This is a genomic window from Nitrosomonas sp. Nm58, assembly GCF_900107335.1.
GTDB lineage: Bacteria > Pseudomonadota > Gammaproteobacteria > Burkholderiales > Nitrosomonadaceae > Nitrosomonas.
Genome location: NZ_FNPQ01000012.1, coordinates 42,127 through 58,828, shown reverse-complemented (window position 1 = coordinate 58,828; position 16,702 = coordinate 42,127). Strand labels below are relative to the sequence as shown.

Genomic DNA, 16,702 nt, shown 5'->3' with positions numbered 1-16,702 from the left:
GATTAGAACTCGCGCTGAACAATGAAATCCGTTACCTGTAATAAACGATTAGTGGATATTCCCAGATGATCAAGCGCCTGATAGGCGTCGTGCTGAAGCTTTTTAGCCAGCTCACGAGCCTGCTTTACTCCTAAAATGCTGACATAGGTTGGCTTGTTTTGCTCGGCATCCTTGCCAGCAGTTTTGCCTAATGCCGCAGTAGTTGCTTCAGCATCAAGCACATCGTCCACCACCTGAAACGCAAGACCAATACATTTAGCAAAATGGTCCAGATGGCTCAACTGTTCATCACTCAATCCATCACCACAGTGTGCTCCCAGCATCACTGCCGCACGTATAAGCGCGCCTGTCTTATGAATATGCATGAACTCCAGCTCCGGCAAAGTCAGCATCTTGCCTACACTCGCCAGATCAATCGCCTGCCCGCCTGCCATGCCACGCGACCCAGCCGCTTGTGCCAGCTGCTTGATCATTTCCAATTGTTTTCTTGGATTGTCTGTCAAACAGAATTCAGCCATCAACTGAAAGGCCAGACTTTGTAAACTATCTCCTACCAGCAATGCAGTAGGTTCTTCGTATTTCACGTGGCAAGTAGGTTTACCGCGCCGCAGCGTATCATCATCCATACAAGGCAGATCATCATGCACCAACGAATAAGCATGAATCAGTTCTACAGCAGCAGCAACAACGATTACACGCGCTTCATCTGCTCCATTCAATTCTCCGGCAGCAAAAGAAAGCAACGGGCGAATTCTCTTCCCTCCTCCAAGCACCACATAGCGCATCGCCTCGTGCAAGCGCTCCGGCGCACAATTTTCTGCAGGAAGGCGATTTTCCAGATAAGACTCTATTTGAAGCTGGCGGCTTTTTACCCAGCCTTGGAAATCAGCGTTCATCGGCACCCAATATAGAAAAATCTTTCAACATATCCGCCTCAAGCACACGTATTTGTTGTTGCGCATCTTGTAACGTAGTCTGGCAATAGTGCAATAACTCTACTCCACGCTTATAGGCTGAAAGCGAAGCTTCCAACGTCATTTGCCCCGCCTCCATTATGGAGACAATACTTTCCAGTTCAGCTGACGCTGCTTCAAAACTTTCTGGCTCTGATGATATTGCTATCTTAACTGCTTCATTGGATTTCTTTTTCATGCTTTTGCTTGGCTTTTTTCCGGGAGGGCAATGAGGATAGAACAGGGTTTATCAGGTTTATCTTACTTAAAACAGGTAAAAATATCGCAATCAGTATAACTCGGTCAATCCTATTTTAACCTTTCCTTGATCTCTCATGACAAGGATTTAATAAAATTCCAGAACCAGGGGGCTCGCATCAACCTCCAGAACTACAAGCAGCATCGATCTGGCACCGAAAAAGAGCGTAAAAAAGCATCGACTTTACGCTATGCTATTATTATTATTTGTATACACCTTAATTCAAACAGTGGCTTATCGAATTACGTTATATTGATCCGAGTGCTAACCTATGGCAATATCGGTTACTAATCCGCATAGTAAAATTGATTGCTTAGTTTGTATTTATAACTTCTAACTTAACATTACGTTAAAAGTCGAGGAAATTTTGGAAAATACTATTGGTGTTATAGATCAAATAAATATGTATTTCAAGGAAGCAGTGCTGTGGCCATTTGCCTTACTTGGTGCAATCATTGTTTTTGCCATTGCTGTCGAAATTATTAATCGCCGACGGCGAGCTGATGCAGTGGATTATTATGACGCCACCTTCAGGACAGAGCTTGCTGGCTTGTATCCTCATCCCACTCGCTGGCCGGAAGATCTCGCATCCCACTTACGCACAAGATTACCCATCATGCGAGAAGCTTTTGAGGTTCTGAAGGGCTTTATTCCGCAAGATCAGCTACGTGACTACAACATTGCTTGGAATAAATTCTACGATTTTTGTCGTATGAATGGCGTAATTGATGAAACACAGACTGGCGCAACGTCATCAGCTGAAGTAGAGCACGACCCAAAACAGGTCTTTCATCAGCTTGTAGCTGACCTGTTGGCGTATACTAATCAGTTCAAACGTTAAGGATAAACAAGTGCGCTATCAAACTTGGGCACCAAATTGATTACCTGAACCAAGTACGTCCCAGATAACAATCAGATTTTAGTGGTAAGTTTGCTGATTTCTTGCCCCGTTTTCCTTATCGCATGCAAACATCATCTGGCATTCTGGGCAATTGCATTGCCATACAAGTAAATAAATACGCCCTTATTGTCCCTCATCATTCTTGCAATACTGCATGAGTCCACCTATCCACTGCATACCATGAGTGAACAAATAGATCAGCGGAAAAATGAGCGTATTTATGTCCACCCCGTCACGTCTTATCGTGGAATGGGCATATTTATTGATATCCCCTGGCAAATATACGAAAACGATCCCATGTGGGTCCCTCCTCTCCGCCTGGAACGGCGCTTGCATTTTTCCAAATTCAATCCGTTCTTCGAGCATGCAGAATGGCAAGCCTGGGTTGCTTATAAAGGCAACCAGGCTATCGGTAGAATCAGCGCACAAGTGGATACACTCCATAGACAACGTTATGGCGCGGATACGGGTCATTTTGGCTCATTGGAATGCATCAACGATACCGAGGTCTTTGCTGCACTCATGCATACCGCCGAAAGGTGGCTTACTGAGCGGGGGACACGTCACGTAAGTGGGCCTTTCAATCTTTCCATCAATCAGGAGTGTGGCATTTTAGTAGAGGGCTTTGATACGCCGCCGGTTGTCATGATGCCGCACTCTCCCAGATGGTATGGTCCATTACTGGAACAGTGCGGCTACCGGCCAGCCAAGGATCTGCTAGCCTATTGGGTTGCAGTTGATTATGAACCACCCGAAGTCATGCGCAGGGTGGTTCAAAAATTTTCAAAGCAAATTAAACTGAGAACGCTGCGCCGCGATAAATTTGGTGAAGAAATGGAAATACTGCGTGATATCTTTAACGATGCCTGGTCAGAAAACTGGGGATTTGTGCCTTTTACTCAGGCGGAATTTGCTGAGCTAGGCAACAGTTTACGCTGGCTCGTTCCAAGCGAGTATATTCAGATTGCGGAAGTAGAAGATGTTCCGGTAGCGTTCATGGCGGTTCTTCCCAACCTCAATGAAATTTTTGCTCAACTCAATGGCAAGTTGTTCCCAACAGGCTGGCTTCAACTGATCAAACAGCTTAAATCTCACTCAATCCGTACTGCCCGCATTCCCTTAATGGGGGTACGCAAGCAATTCCATCACACCCCCCTCGGCATGGCGCTGGCTTTCATGGTCATCGATGCACCGAGACAAGCCGGGCTTGCCAGAGGAATCAAAGAAGTCGAAATGTCCTGGATACTTGAAGACAACAAGGCAATGCGCAGTATTCTCGAAAGTATTGGCAGCAAGGAGTACAAACGATACCGGCTCTATGAAAAAACACTCTAGCCGACTATCGGAAACAACGACAACGGCCTGCCTGCTATACGTTTCAAGGACTACTCAGGTACAACATTCAGACCGGCTAATTATCTCTAGGATAGCGCATGAATCAAGATGATCAATATGTTGCCATAGTGCTTGCAGCAAATCGCACACCGAACGATCCAGTTACCAACAAGACCGATTCAACCTGCAAGGCATTTGTGCCGGTTGGTGGTAAACCGATGATCATTCGCGGGCTGAATGCGTTGGCAGCGAGTGACAAGGTTAAATCAACGATCTCATGCGGTCCATTCAAGGCACTCTTGCCCAAATATTCTGAACTAACAAAACATATTGAGCGTGGACAGGTAATCTGGATGGAAAATCAGGATTCACCCAGCCGCAGCGCCGAGCAGAGTTTTACACGCGTGCATGAAGATAGCCGCAAGCTGGTTTCATTCTGGCGACGAGCCAAGGAACAACACAAGCGCTCTTGTTTAATTGCCCAGGCACTCGGCTGGAAAGCAGTATTGAGCTATTTGTTCGGATATTTGATACAAGCTCAAGCACTGAAAAATATTTCAACTAAAACAGGCGTGCGTGGGCAAGCGATTACCTTACCCTTTCCCCAGGTAGGGATTGATGTCAACAAGGTAAACGACTGGTTGCTGGTAGAATCGCATTTAGAAAAATACTAAATGCTGCCAAGGCTGGGTTGCTGCATTATGTGTCCCCTGATCCACGCCAGATCAATGCATAAGTCGAACAAAAATAATCTGATTTAATGAAAATCATTGAGAAGTACATCACACGCGAGCTGCTTTTGCCTTTTTTTGCAGTCATCAGCATTCTTGTTGGGTTGTTCGTTAGCTTCAGTACTGCTCGGTTGCTGACCAGCGCCGTCACCGAGACACTTGGCATGGTCGTCATGTTGCAGTTGGTAATGCTAAAAACGATCATCGCTCTGGAAGTGTTGATTCCTATCTCATTCTATGCTGCAGTCATTTATGGGCTGAGCAGACTGAGCAGGGATCAGGAGATGAACATATTTCGCTCTGTCGGATTCAGCGACTACCGCATTCTCTATACAGTATTGATGATTGCCGTTCCTGTTGGCATCATCAGTGGTGCACTCTCACTTTATGTCCGCCCCTGGGCATATGCAGAAACTTACATTCTTGATGCGCAAGCTGAAGCTGAATTGAATGCCAGCCGCTTCCAGGCAGGACGTTTTTATGGCAGTGAAAAAAGCGGCCGGGTGATTTTCGTGCAAGCCAAGGATGATTCCGGCACGCGCATGGAAGAAGTATTCCACTTTACCAAGAAAGCAGGCATCAGCGAGATTATCGTTGCGAAAGAAGCTGTTCAACAACAACAGATATCGCTGGAGCAGCGGCCGCATACCGAATTGTTTAATGGCTATATTTATCGCCTTGCCCACCCAGAAGGTAAAGACAGTGCGATTCAATACGAAAAAATGACCTATTTCACTGAAAACGACCAAGTAAAGTGGCATCGGCGCAAAGCTGCATCAACACGCATGTTGTGGGAATCAGAACGGCCTCATGATATTGCTGAGCTTCAGTGGCGGCTTTCTCGCCCAGTTGCGACCATTCTGCTGGCTTTGATCGCTGTCTCATTTACACGCGTTGCGCCACGTCAAAGCAAAAGCGACAAAACCTTTCTGGTTGCTGCTATCGTGTTTGCTATCTACTATAATCTCAGCGGCCTGGCCCAAACGTGGGTAGAACAACAGGTAGTCGCCGCTATACCCGGCATATGGTGGCTATATCTGCTGCTTTTCATTATCGCTGGACTGCTTCTGCCTGGATTAAGACAAAAATTGCTTAGAAGACAGTGAAAACCGCTTCCCGTTATATCGCTAAACAGGTAGTGATGGGCATGATTATCGCTACCATTGTGTTATTACCGCTATTTAGTTTCTTCGATTTATTGGAACAACTTGATGATGTCGGCAAAGGCACCTACCAAACGAGGGATGCTTTTCTGTACGTTATCATGCTGATGCCACGCCGGTTTATTCAGATTGCGCCGTTTATCGCTCTGCTGGGTACGGTTGGCGCACTGGGTAAATTAGCTGTCAATCTGGAGCTGGTAGCCTTACGCATCACAGGCATGTCACCCATTCAGATCAGCATGGTGCCCGTTGGCATTGGATTATCTTTATTACTGATTATCGCGGTGATGGAACAATCTATTGCCCCGCAGCTTCAGCAAAAAGCCATTGCATACCGATCCATCGCGCTGAAAAAAACTGCTGAGCTTGGAAAGGGGCTGGGTATCTGGACACGCGATGAACGTAATATTTTACGCATCGGTGAAATGCTGCCTGGAAGCAGAGCGATTGATATCGAGATTATGCATTTTGATGAACAGGGCTTTCTCGCCACGCACACTCATGCAGAGTTTGCGGATATTTCCGATAACGCATTATGGAAATTAAACGATGTGACTGTCAGAGTATTCACAGAAAAAAATATCGCCCTGGCCAGTGCCAGTACCGTCGAATGGCCATCTTTTCTTAAAGCGGAAGATATTGTCACCTTGACCAAACCACCTGAAAGCCTTTCTCCTGTGGAATTAATACGGCACGCAGAATTTCTGCAAGCGACCGGTCAGAAAGCCGATGCTTATTTCATGGCCATATGGCGCAAGGTAAGCGGTGGACTCATGACCATCGCCATGATATTGCTGGCTATTCCATTAATTTTTGGTTCGGTTCGTGAGGGACTAGGGGGTAAACTGGTTTTGGCTGCCGTCATCGGAGTAGGTATTTACCTGCTCGATCAAATCATTGCTAATGCTGGTTTGCTGCTACATTTGAACGTGGGACTGATCTCTATTCTTCCCAGCTTAACCTTCATTACCTTGGCCGTTCTCTGGCTGCGGCGAATTTTTTGACCTTTTTTAATTCTCGCGTACACTCGAATCATTTTTTCATGTCGACAACTTACCTTTATATTTTTGGCGAGAGCGAAATTAATCTCTGGGGATTGAGCGGTCGCGAACGACTGCAACGTTTGGCCACGTCCCTCAAACAAACCCGTCTGGCTGACAACTTAACAGACATTCCAGAAGACGCGCCTGCGCTATTGCTGCGTGCTGACCATCTGTTTGATGCCCGAGTAATCGCTGCTTTGAGCAATCTGCAAGAAGACATCGTGCTGTGTAATCAAAGCAGCGCGCCGGTTGCCATACGCACTGAAGGAAAAAACGTACCGGCCCTGCTCGAAGCCTTACGCGGCACCAACACCTCAGCGATCTCCGGGATGAAGCAATACACCCTCAAAGACTTGCAAACGGGTGTCCAGCAGAATCTGAAGAAAAAAGAATCACCCTACGTACTGCCGATCAGCGTAGCCAATCGCAAAGCGCTTGAATGGGAGCTGTTTGCAGGCTCCTACAAAGGCGTAACCGATCTGGTCACCAAGTGGCTATGGCCAGTACCCGCATTTTGGGCAACGCACCTCTGTGTGCGATGGAAGGTAACACCCAATCAAGTGACGCTGCTTAGCCTGATATTGGCCGTTTTCGCAGGGATCGCTTTCTGGTATGGCTATTATGCAAGCGGCTTGATCATGGGATGGCTGATGACCTTTCTGGATACCGTGGATGGCAAGCTGGCACGCGTCACACTCACCTCGAGTCGCTTGGGCGACGTGATGGACCATGGCTTGGACCTTGTTCATCCGCCGTTATGGTACCTTGCCTGGGGGGCAGGACTAGCAACAACCGCAGTGCCGCTGGCGAATCTGGAATTATTAGCCTGGTTGATGTTTGCCAGCTATGTCGGCGGACGTCTCTGCGAAGGATTATTTGAATTCTGGCTTGCCCCCTTTGTGATGTTCATCTGGCAACAGATCGATTCGTTCAATCGCCTGATAACCGCACGACGCAATCCCAATTTGATTCTGATGACACTCAGCTGGCTGGCTGATCGGCCAGATATCGGCTTCTTACTGATTGTTGGCTGGCATGTGATCTCCACACTTTTCCTGGCATGGCGAGTAATTGTTGCCTGGCAAACCCGGCGCCAGCAGGGATCATTGACTTCATGGATGGAAGCGATCGACCCGATCCAGGACAGACAACAACTGGCCGTCAGAGTATTTACCCGCGTCCCGCTTGCCGAGAAAAATGGTAGCACCCTCACGAATCCATAGCCTGGAAACGGGAACAGCCCGTATCGGGCTGATTCTCAACCCATTGGGCGGGCAGGCACGCAAACGCCATCATGCGATCAAGCAAATACTAACCGAGCTTCCTGATATTCTCCAGTGGGAAGCGATCAATGCTTCAGACTTCGACGCTTCCGTAAAGGCACTGATCCAGGCAAAAATTGACTGGCTGATCATCATCGGGGGGGATGGCACCTTTCAGGGCATACTCAACCGTCTGTTTGCCTGGTTATCCCCCAATCAATGGCCGGTTTTGACCATCATCCCGGGCGGAACCACCAATATGACCGCACTGGATCTGGGTAGCCGCGACAAACCTGATCATATCCTGCAAAGATTAAAGCATTATCTGCAACAACCTGCTCCACGACCAGCACTCTTACTCGTTGAACGACCGGTATTATGCATTGAGCAAACAGGACGCGAGAAAGTCTATGGCATGTTTTTTGGGCTCGGGATGATTGCGCGCGGAGTCAGATTCTCCCGCAGTCGCATCAAACAAACAGGCATTACCGGCAATATTTTTACCGCACTCGTCGTCTTACGCTCTTTATTAGGTACGTTTCTCGGACGCCCACAACCCGAATGGGCGCCGGCGCAAATCACTACCGTAGACGAAGCGGGTGTAAAGCATCAAGAAAACTACTTATTAGTGCTGGTCAGCGCGCTGGAACAGCTATTGATGGGCATACGTCCTTACTGGGGGCAAGAATCAGCGCCCCTGCATGTGACCTTTGTGCGGCAGCATAGCAGAAAATTCTGGTATTCGATTTGGCCGCTGATTGCAGGGCATGGCCACAGCCTCAAAAAAGAACACGGCTATGTCAGCTACAATACCCAGATGCTGGAATTATCACTGGAGGATGAATATATCGTGGATGGCGAGCTGTTTTATGCCTCGCGCCAACATGGTCCATTACGTATAACGGCCAGCGGCCCCATCACTTTTCTCGTACTGTAATTTGGGCTAACAATGAAAGAAAACAAATTACCTCCTGTTAAGCAAGTGCCCGCACCGTTGGTAGAAGCCATCGCTTTGCAAAATACTCAGGTGGTTTCACCCGATTTCGGACATCTGGTCGATGCTATCAGACAGCACTTCGGCGCCTCGCTGGATGCCGTCGTCCTGTATGGCTCCTGCCTGCACACGAGCAATCTGACCGAAGGTATCGCTGATTTTTATGTGTTGATCAACGATTACCGCAACGCCTACCCGGAACGTTATCTGGCCTACCTGAATGCCTGGCTGCCGCCCAATGTGTTTTATCTGGAAGTCACCCAGCAGGGAAAAACCTTCCGCGCCAAGTATGCCGTCCTCTCAACCGACGATTTCGAGTATGGCAATCAATTCTGGTTTCATCCCTATCTCTGGGCGCGCTTCGCCCAGCCGGCACGGCTGCTTTATGCGCAGAATGACCTTATCCGTCAGCGCGTCAATGTGGCCATGGCACAAGCGGTCGTGAAATTCCTAAAATCCAGCCTGTTAGCGCTTGAGGCACGCGTACTGGATACCGAAGAAATCTGGACGCAAGGTCTAATGTTGACCTACGCCGCAGAGTTGCGCGCTGAACGGAAAACGCGCGCCCGTCACCTGAGCCAGATCAGCCTGGATAATTATGCACGCCTGACTGCCGCGGCCCTGCCTGCTCTAAACGGCCTGCTCACCCTACAACCCGATGGGCATTACCATTGCCATGCCACGTCATCGGACAATCGGCGTGCCCGCCTTCACTGGCGGTTAAGGCGCTGGCAGGGGCGAATCCTCTCGATTCTACGTTTGAGTAAAGCCACATTGACATTTCACGACTACCTCAACTACGCTGCCTGGAAAATCGAACGCCATAGCGGCATCCGTGTTGAAATCACCCCCATGCTGCGACGCCATCCCATCCTTTGGGGCTTCAAAGTCATGTGGCAATTGCTGCGGCGGGGTGTGCTGCGTTGATTATGCTGTTCAATAACTGATTCTTTTCCGGAGAACTTTATGAATTATTTATCCCGTTTTTTCGTTATTTCGTTACTACTTTTCCTCGCCGCCTGCTCCACCCTATACTACGGCGGCCTCGAAAAAATCGGCATTCCCAAACGCGACGTGCTGGTACACCGGGTCGAGAAAGCACGCGACACCCAGGAGGAAACCAAAGAACAGTTCAAGTCAGCGCTCGAGCAATTCACTGCCGTGACCAATTTCAAAGGCGGTGACCTGGAAGCGGTCTACAACAAACTGAATAGCGAATATGAAGCCAGTGCCGCCAAAGCGGATGAAGTCAGTGATCGCATCAGCGCCATCGAAGATGTCTCCGAAGCGCTGTTCACCGAATGGGAACAAGAAATCGCTCAGTACTCAAACGCTTCACTCAAACGCAGCAGCCAGCATAAATTGATCGCCACCCGGGCGCACTACCAGCAACTCATCACCACCATGAAAAATGCCGAAACCAAAATCAAGCCCGTGCTGACGGTATTCAAGGACCAAGTGATGTTCCTCAAGCACAACCTTAACGCACAAGCGATTGCTTCGCTGAAAGGTGAACTGGGCACACTCCAGTCTGACGTATCCTCGCTGATTTCCTCGATGGAGAGATCGATCAATGAGGCCAATGCGTTTATCAGCACTATGGAGAAGAAGTGATACTGGTAAATTCCAAGATTCAGACAAGAAACTCGTAAATCTAATAGGATTTGTTCGTTTGAACACCAGATTATCCTATTGTTAAAAAACAAGGAGATATCCGTGAGACCTACCGTAATCTGGCATTATTTCTGACGTATTTTATTGCGTCATCATCTCTCAAGCCTAATTTTAATTATGTTTTCTTGTAAGCATGGAGGGCCCAATGGGCGAACTGATAGAGCACGCAGATGAAGGTGAAAATGTTGTACGCGTAAATGGTGAACGCGGCGAGTCAATGGTCTCGCTTAAGGTATACCAAGATGTCTATCACCAAGTTACGGGAAGGACCGAGGAAATCCGCAAGCGGTACTCCGAAAATCTTTTGGTATCATTTAATGAAATTCAGCAACTTCATCACAAAATGAGGCAGTTATGTGACGTCCATGAAATTGTTGCCTCAAATGAAATTGTAACTGTGTTCCATGAAAAGGAAAGAAAGGAACAGTTCACTTCCTTTGAACGGTTTCATGCTTATAACTCGAACACTGCCAGCCCAACAGTAAGTGTCGTCCTTAAATACAATTTTTCAATTCTGCTCCCTGGCCTAACTCGCCCACAGGAATATGCAGTAACAATCAGGCTGTCCTCTCGTGTTGCAATAATGCGGCAACTTCAAGAAGAGACGCCACTCTTCATTCGCGGCAGAATTTATGGATTCATGACTGGGCATACTGCTGAAGTGAAGGTTGAGTATGCTGACTATGTAATCGCCAGAGCCTTCTTAGAAGCATTTGACGAGTGGATTAAAGGTTGCTATAAGTCTCCGGAGAGAAAATCTGCCCGCTGGCTCCAACGTCACTCACACACCCTGCCACAAATTGGTCGAGTCTCAATTGGTATCGCAACCATTTACTTTGCGCTGTCTGCACTGCCAAGCCTCATAGTCGGCAAAACAACTACAGAAGAATTGCTAAGATTCGCTATAGTTTTCGTGGGTGGATTCCACATTCTAATGTGGCTCGCGTGGTCAACTTTTAAAACTCTTGAGGAGACAATAGACAGCTATACGGAGATTTCGTACCTCGATCTAAACCGGGGTGATAAAAACCTAATCGAAGAGTTCTGGAGAAGTAATTGGCGTGTTTATGTAAAGGCTGGTTTGTCAATATTTGGGGCTTTACTAATTGGCGTCGTCTCTAACAAACTGTCTTCTTTCGTATAGAAAACATAATTCGTTACAGTTCGGGGCGCTCGTGCGGTTACTTCTGGAAGGCAAATAACGCGAGAAAAGATGTCTATTGATCAAATATAAACCGCGATTCATACAATAAGATTGCCAGTCAATGGGATGAAGCCCGTAAAGAATTCTACGGGCGAGAGAAAAACTATCTCGATGTGCTGCTGTCCGATTTGCCGGATAATGCTTTGGTGATGGATATCGGCTGTGGTACTGGGCGTCCGATGGCAGAGTATGTTATTTCTAAAGGTCACAGGGTACTCGGTATTGACCAAGCTGAGGAACTCATCCAACTAGCCAGGGCACGCTTCCCCGACGAACAGTGGGTGCTCTCTTCCATTGAGCAGCACCAATTCAGTGACGATTTCCATGCTGCCATCATCTGGGATTCGCTGTTTCACATTGACCGCTCAATGCACGCCACAATACTGCACAGGGTTGTTGAACATTTGCCAAAAAGCGGAAAGATCATGCTTACGGTTGGCGGCTCTGCGCATCCGCCATTTACAGATCACATGTTTGGACAGGAATTTTTCTACGACTCCAATACACCAGAGGAGACTACACGTATGCTTCATGGCTTGGGCTGTCGAATAGTGATTGGGGAATTCATGAACTTACCCACGACAGGGCGTGACAAAGGGCGCTATGCTATCGTCGCGCAGAAAACCTGACTTGCAGGATTCATTCTGATACAACGGTTTACCAAAAATACGCTGAATGGATATCTGAGCGCATTACCGCGAGACAGCGACTTTTTGTCAAACTGGCAACGGCTGTCGAGCACCTCACTTTCTCACTTTTTAGTTGCCATCCTATACCATCTTAAGTAGTCTAAACAAAGAACTCAGCAACAGACAGCATCGGTAGCTCATAAAAATCAGGAATCCTGTGCTTATTCATGTGGTTATAAATGCCTTGCATTTTCAGGAGATATTCAAATGAACAATAATCCAGTCGGATGGTTTGAAATCTATGTAAAAGATATCGATCGGGCTAAGCGCTTTTATGAATCTGTCTTCGAGGTCAAGCTGGAACGCCTAAATAGTCCCCCTGGAGCAGAAATAGAGTTGTGGGCTTTTCCGATGGCAAAGGATGGAAGAGGAGCTTCCGGAGCATTGGTCAAGATGAAAGACGGTCCATCGAATGGAAATTGCGTATTGGTCTACTTTATGTGCGCAGACTGCGCCGTTGAGGCTGCTCGTGCGGTTGCTTCCGGAGGGCAAATCGTGCGAGAAAAGATGTCTATTGGTCAATATGGTTTTATTGCGTTGATCGCGGATACTGAAGGCAATATGATTGGCCTGCATTCGATGCAATAGCGCCATCCTGATAACGAATATCACTGCCGGATATAAACTGATACAAGATGCTGGTTGAAAAACGATACGTCGATTTGAGATGATGGTCGTATTTTGGAAACGACCGTGATTACTGATGAGGTGTCTCTGAAAATTAAATTAGCAACTGGCAATCTTCCATGGACCAAGGAAAATTGCCAGTTATGACTCTCTGCACAAGAAAATGAAACAGAATAAAAACGGTTGTTGCGTGAACCTGCCGCTGCGACCACGCAATAAATCATGATGACAATTCAATACGTGGAAAAGCGAATAGTTTATTTGTTACAAAACCGGATATTTTGATTTGTTGCTAATACTATGAAGGTTTGTTTGCGCAATTACTTTGGAGCGAGCACACCCGAAGCTCCAGTTTCTTTGGCTGCACGCAAAACCGGATAGAACTGAGTAAAAACAAGGTCGTCTTTGGCGTTAACTTTGTGGCATTCCGCACATTCTTGAGTCGGCAGGTTTTTTGCAGCCGCTACCAGAGGAGTACCCGGCACATAGAAAATATAGAATCCCCAGTATCCCGGCTCACTGGCAAAACGTTTCGAATCTTTGACTGATGCTTCCAGTCCAATGTAATCACCCATAAAATAGCCGTTGCCACTGCCTGGACCTTTACGTTCCCCTACACTGATCAGTTCCTTAACAGTCATCGTGCCATCTCTGAATTCTCCCGTTTTTTTCCAATGCGCATAACTTTCTGGATCAACATACACGGTTCGAATTTCAGTAAATGGCGCTTTGCCTTCGTTTAGTTCGTTCGGCGTAACCTGCGTGCCTACCATGACCCATTCACGATAATTCTGCGGCAAGAGTAATTCTCCCTTATCATTGAAGTGCGCAGCTCCTGCTGCAAGAGCATGGTTACCCGCACCAAACGACATCATCATGGCCACAATGCTGGTTGTAAGTATTTTTCTAAAACCCATTACAATTTCCTTTGATTGATAAAATAAATCTTTACAGTCTGCAATTTTTAGCTAGGACTAAGCCTCGGCGGCTAAGGTACGGAGTTTATTACGCGCCTACATTTGCGTCAATGACGAGCTCACTCCTACCCGGTTAATCATAAATCCTTGATAGATAGAACCTGAAAGGTTTGAAATCGGGTGAAATTGACGTGATCGAAGCAGCAATTCTCCAACATGCACTAATTCAGATCTGACGGTTACTGAGCTGTCCTGGCAGTTGCAGATTAAGGTTGATTCAGGTTGCTGGTAATTTCAACCATAACAGGAGTGTGATCAGATGGCCGCTCCAGCTTTCTGGGCTCCTTATCTATGACACAGCTTTTACAGATACTGGCTAGCTCATTGCTGAGCATAATATGGTCAATTCTCAACCCCCTGTTTCGGCGGAAAGCGAGCATGCGGTAATCCCACCAGGTATACGACTTCTCCGGCTGATCAAATAAACGAAAGCTATCAACAAGACCAAGGTTCAATAATTCCCGAAAGGCATTTCTCTCGGGCTCACTGCAAAGCACTTGATCTTTCCACAAGTCAGGATCATGCACATCCCGATCTTCCGGAGCAATATTAAAATCTCCAAGCAAAGCTAATCGCGGATACCGCTCTAATTCCTTGCCGAGCCATTGATTCAGTGCTGCCAGCCATTTTAATTTATATTGATATTTATCCGATTCAATATTTTCCCCATTGGGCACATACGCACAGATCACGCGTACATCGCCATAGGTCGCAGCGATGATTCGCTTCTGCAAGTCATCCAAATTGGGAATAGCTCTGACAGCATCAATTCCGTTTTGCTTGCTCAACAGTGCAACACCATTAAACGTTTTCTGTCCGGTATAAATGGATTGATAACCAATCGCCGCGATTTCAGCGGCTGGGAAGAACTCATCCTGCAGTTTGGTTTCCTGCAAGCATAATACATCTGGTTGATTGATCTCTAGCCAATTAATGACCTGCGGAAGGCGAACCTTTAGTGAATTAACATTCCAGGTAACAATTTTCATAGTAGGTAATTTTTATTATTCAAAAAGTTTCTGCAAAGCACATCGTATCTTCTATAGGCAGTTCGCCACGATGGCCCGCATATAATTCATTCAATTCAGTAATTTGCCAAATTTAGCACAGAATGGATATTAGTAAGTATGAGTAAATTTAATGGCTATCTATATTGGAAATTACTGGAGATTTACTTTCGAAGCATTAAGGTAATGTATTTTTATAGTCTTACTTTGATTTTCTTGATGAGAAGGCTGCTGATAGAGTAGTAGAGTACCCTTAATTTCTGATAAAATTTAGAATTCTGATTCTTATAAGCACCACGCAAGGAATTCCATCATGACTTATGTAGTAACTGAAAGTTGTATCAAATGTAAATATACTGATTGTGTCGATGTATGCCCGGTGGATTGCTTCCGCGAAGGCCCCAATTTCCTAGTAATTGACCCGGATGAATGTATTGACTGCACATTATGTGTGGCCGAGTGTCCAGTAGAAGCGATTTATGCTGAAGACGATGTCCCTGAAAATCAACGCGGTTTCATTGCAATCAATGAAGAATTATCCAAGATCTGGAAACCTATCATCGAGAAAAAAGATGCGCCAGCAGATGCAGATGAATGGGCGAAGGTTGTAGACAAACGAGATAAGCTAGAGCGCTAGCGCAAATTTATATACGCTCATATGCCGTCTTACTAATACGCTGTATTGTATTATTCGTACGAACTCAAAGTATAAGTTTGACGGCAAATCGATTATTTATTGATTTCACAACTTGGCGCCAGTACCAACAAGCGCCGCCGAAATAATCTTGTAAGAAAATGCCTGCGGATCGAGGCTATCCAGTTGCTGTCCATCTATCTCAGCGTGCGGATACAAGAAAAACGGCACCTTACCTGCATTACTATTCTGCCCTAGGGTGATATTTTCACCATGATTGAAGGCTACCCAGTTCATTTCCCAAGCGCCAAATAATTTCTCTCTCAAAGCATTAACTTGATCGTGATTTCGAGGTAGCCCTTCCAATGCGATGACCTCACATACATCAGCCGGATCAGCTGGCACCCAACCAAGACCAGCAAGATAAAACTCTGCACGACAGTGTTGAGCTGTACTGATATCGCCAAACTTACCTAAATTCTTGTTCAGAGCTGATTCGTTTATCCGTATACCGTATTGGTGTCGTGCAGGAATGCCTGAAGCGCGTGCCAATCCGACGAAAAGCGCATTAATATCCGCACACTTTCCACTCAGGCTTTCATTCGCCATCACTAACTTGACATCACCCTTTCCTCTGCCACGCACACTCTTATCATAATTTGCATGATCGATCACCCAATCGTAAATAATCCGGGCTTTCTGCAAAGGATGGCTCTTATTGCTGTCTTTGATAATTGAAGAAGCTGTTTGACGCAAAATACCATCCAATGGTATTTGTTGAGTTGATTGCAGGAAACGTTTGATATTGTCAGGAATTACCGCTTTGGCAGGTGCATGATAAGAATGCAGATCAACTTGCCGGTCAGCGGTCTTGACGATGCTGCTCACAGTGACTTGACGTTCACCATTACCATTCCATTCAGCATGGAAAGCTGGGAAATCTGTTTGAGGAAGCGTATAAAACTTGGCCGATTTTGCACTACCACTCCATACACTCCCTTGTGTAAACTGGTATAGTGTATCATTGGTATCTGGTAGTGGCAGCCAGAGACGTGCATTTTTGCCCGTTGCAGGCAAAGTCACTTGATATGACAAGCGATAACTGCGCCATTTGGTAGGGCTCGTGGTTTGCGCAAAAATTGATGGCGCAGTGGGAAGCAAGGTAGCACCTGCACCGATCAGTTTGATAAAATCCCTTCGTTTCATGCACATCTCCTGTATCCAGTATAAAATTTTTGCAAATCTAATC

18 protein-coding genes are annotated in these 16,702 nt (G+C 46.6%); 13 read left to right on the top strand and 5 right to left on the bottom strand.

Annotated elements, in window-relative coordinates:
- Positions 1 to 2 precede the first annotated feature (2 nt).
- Together BLW34_RS06680 and BLW34_RS06675 are read right to left on the bottom strand one after the other, a co-directional pair.
- Complete coding sequence (locus BLW34_RS06680; protein ID WP_090543291.1) at positions 3 to 896, bottom strand: polyprenyl synthetase family protein; 894 nt, start codon at positions 894 to 896, stop codon at positions 3 to 5.
- Positions 886 to 1,152 (bottom strand): exodeoxyribonuclease VII small subunit, encoded by a 267-nt coding sequence (locus BLW34_RS06675; protein ID WP_090577264.1) that lies wholly within the window; start codon positions 1,150 to 1,152, stop codon positions 886 to 888. Before BLW34_RS06675 ends, BLW34_RS06680 begins: the two co-directional genes overlap by 11 nt.
- Before the next feature lie 427 nt (positions 1,153 to 1,579).
- Between BLW34_RS06675 and BLW34_RS06670 the strand changes: the two genes are divergently transcribed.
- The 12 genes from BLW34_RS06670 (at position 1,580) to BLW34_RS06620 (ending at position 12,796) form a co-directional block, all read left to right on the top strand.
- Entirely contained in the window at positions 1,580 to 2,053 is a 474-nt protein-coding gene (locus BLW34_RS06670; protein WP_256203646.1) for a hypothetical protein, read from the top strand.
- Positions 2,054 to 2,293: 240 nt separating this feature from the next.
- Positions 2,294 to 3,448 (top strand): N-acetyltransferase, encoded by a 1,155-nt coding sequence (locus BLW34_RS06665; protein ID WP_177165975.1) that lies wholly within the window; start codon positions 2,294 to 2,296, stop codon positions 3,446 to 3,448.
- A 98-nt stretch (positions 3,449 to 3,546) separates the two neighbouring features.
- Positions 3,547 to 4,122: a hypothetical protein gene (locus BLW34_RS06660; RefSeq protein ID WP_090577259.1), complete on the top strand. Its 576-nt coding sequence runs from the start codon at positions 3,547 to 3,549 to the stop codon at positions 4,120 to 4,122.
- Between the two features lie 86 nt (positions 4,123 to 4,208).
- A complete protein-coding gene (gene lptF, locus BLW34_RS06655) occupies positions 4,209 to 5,285 on the top strand; it encodes an LPS export ABC transporter permease LptF (protein WP_090577256.1) in 1,077 nt (358 codons plus the stop codon).
- Complete coding sequence (lptG, locus tag BLW34_RS06650) at positions 5,282 to 6,346, top strand: LPS export ABC transporter permease LptG (RefSeq protein WP_090577253.1); 1,065 nt, start codon at positions 5,282 to 5,284, stop codon at positions 6,344 to 6,346. Before lptF ends, lptG begins: the two co-directional genes overlap by 4 nt.
- A 38-nt stretch (positions 6,347 to 6,384) precedes the next feature.
- Complete coding sequence (locus tag BLW34_RS06645) at positions 6,385 to 7,608, top strand: CDP-alcohol phosphatidyltransferase family protein (RefSeq protein WP_090577250.1); 1,224 nt, start codon at positions 6,385 to 6,387, stop codon at positions 7,606 to 7,608.
- Positions 7,583 to 8,584 carry a diacylglycerol/lipid kinase family protein gene (locus BLW34_RS16835; RefSeq protein WP_256203645.1) on the top strand — a complete coding sequence of 334 codons (1,002 nt, stop codon included), beginning with the start codon at positions 7,583 to 7,585 and terminating at the stop codon, positions 8,582 to 8,584. Before BLW34_RS06645 ends, BLW34_RS16835 begins: the two co-directional genes overlap by 26 nt.
- Positions 8,585 to 8,596: 12 nt before the next feature.
- Positions 8,597 to 9,568 (top strand): hypothetical protein, encoded by a 972-nt coding sequence (locus tag BLW34_RS16830; RefSeq protein WP_256203644.1) that lies wholly within the window; start codon positions 8,597 to 8,599, stop codon positions 9,566 to 9,568.
- A 39-nt stretch (positions 9,569 to 9,607) separates the two neighbouring features.
- Positions 9,608 to 10,255: a DUF2959 domain-containing protein gene (locus tag BLW34_RS06635; RefSeq protein ID WP_090577247.1), complete on the top strand. Its 648-nt coding sequence runs from the start codon at positions 9,608 to 9,610 to the stop codon at positions 10,253 to 10,255.
- 205 nt (positions 10,256 to 10,460) lie between these two features.
- On the top strand, positions 10,461 to 11,459 hold the full coding sequence (locus tag BLW34_RS06630; RefSeq protein ID WP_090577245.1) for a hypothetical protein: 999 nt from the start codon (positions 10,461 to 10,463) through the stop codon (positions 11,457 to 11,459).
- A gap of 173 nt (positions 11,460 to 11,632) precedes the next feature.
- Positions 11,633 to 12,148: a class I SAM-dependent methyltransferase gene (locus BLW34_RS06625; RefSeq protein WP_256203643.1), complete on the top strand. Its 516-nt coding sequence runs from the start codon at positions 11,633 to 11,635 to the stop codon at positions 12,146 to 12,148.
- A 267-nt stretch (positions 12,149 to 12,415) separates the two neighbouring features.
- Positions 12,416 to 12,796, top strand: coding sequence for a VOC family protein (locus BLW34_RS06620; protein ID WP_090577240.1), 381 nt, complete (start codon positions 12,416 to 12,418; stop codon positions 12,794 to 12,796).
- 359 nt (positions 12,797 to 13,155) lie between these two features.
- On the opposite strand, the gene BLW34_RS06615 is transcribed toward BLW34_RS06620, so the two are convergent.
- Complete coding sequence (locus BLW34_RS06615) at positions 13,156 to 13,752, bottom strand: cytochrome P460 family protein (protein WP_090543309.1); 597 nt, start codon at positions 13,750 to 13,752, stop codon at positions 13,156 to 13,158.
- A 266-nt stretch (positions 13,753 to 14,018) separates the two neighbouring features.
- Positions 14,019 to 14,801 (bottom strand): exodeoxyribonuclease III, encoded by a 783-nt coding sequence (xth, locus tag BLW34_RS06610; protein WP_090543311.1) that lies wholly within the window; start codon positions 14,799 to 14,801, stop codon positions 14,019 to 14,021.
- A 331-nt stretch (positions 14,802 to 15,132) separates the two neighbouring features.
- Here xth and fdxA point away from each other — a divergent pair, with 331 nt between their 5' ends.
- Positions 15,133 to 15,456, top strand: a complete 324-nt coding sequence (gene fdxA / locus BLW34_RS06605; protein ID WP_090543313.1) for a ferredoxin FdxA — start codon at positions 15,133 to 15,135, stop codon at positions 15,454 to 15,456.
- A 105-nt stretch (positions 15,457 to 15,561) separates the two neighbouring features.
- Here fdxA and BLW34_RS06600 read toward each other — a convergent pair whose 3' ends face one another.
- Positions 15,562 to 16,659: a transglutaminase-like domain-containing protein gene (locus BLW34_RS06600; protein ID WP_090577237.1), complete on the bottom strand. Its 1,098-nt coding sequence runs from the start codon at positions 16,657 to 16,659 to the stop codon at positions 15,562 to 15,564.
- Between the last annotated feature and the right edge of the window lie 43 nt (positions 16,660 to 16,702).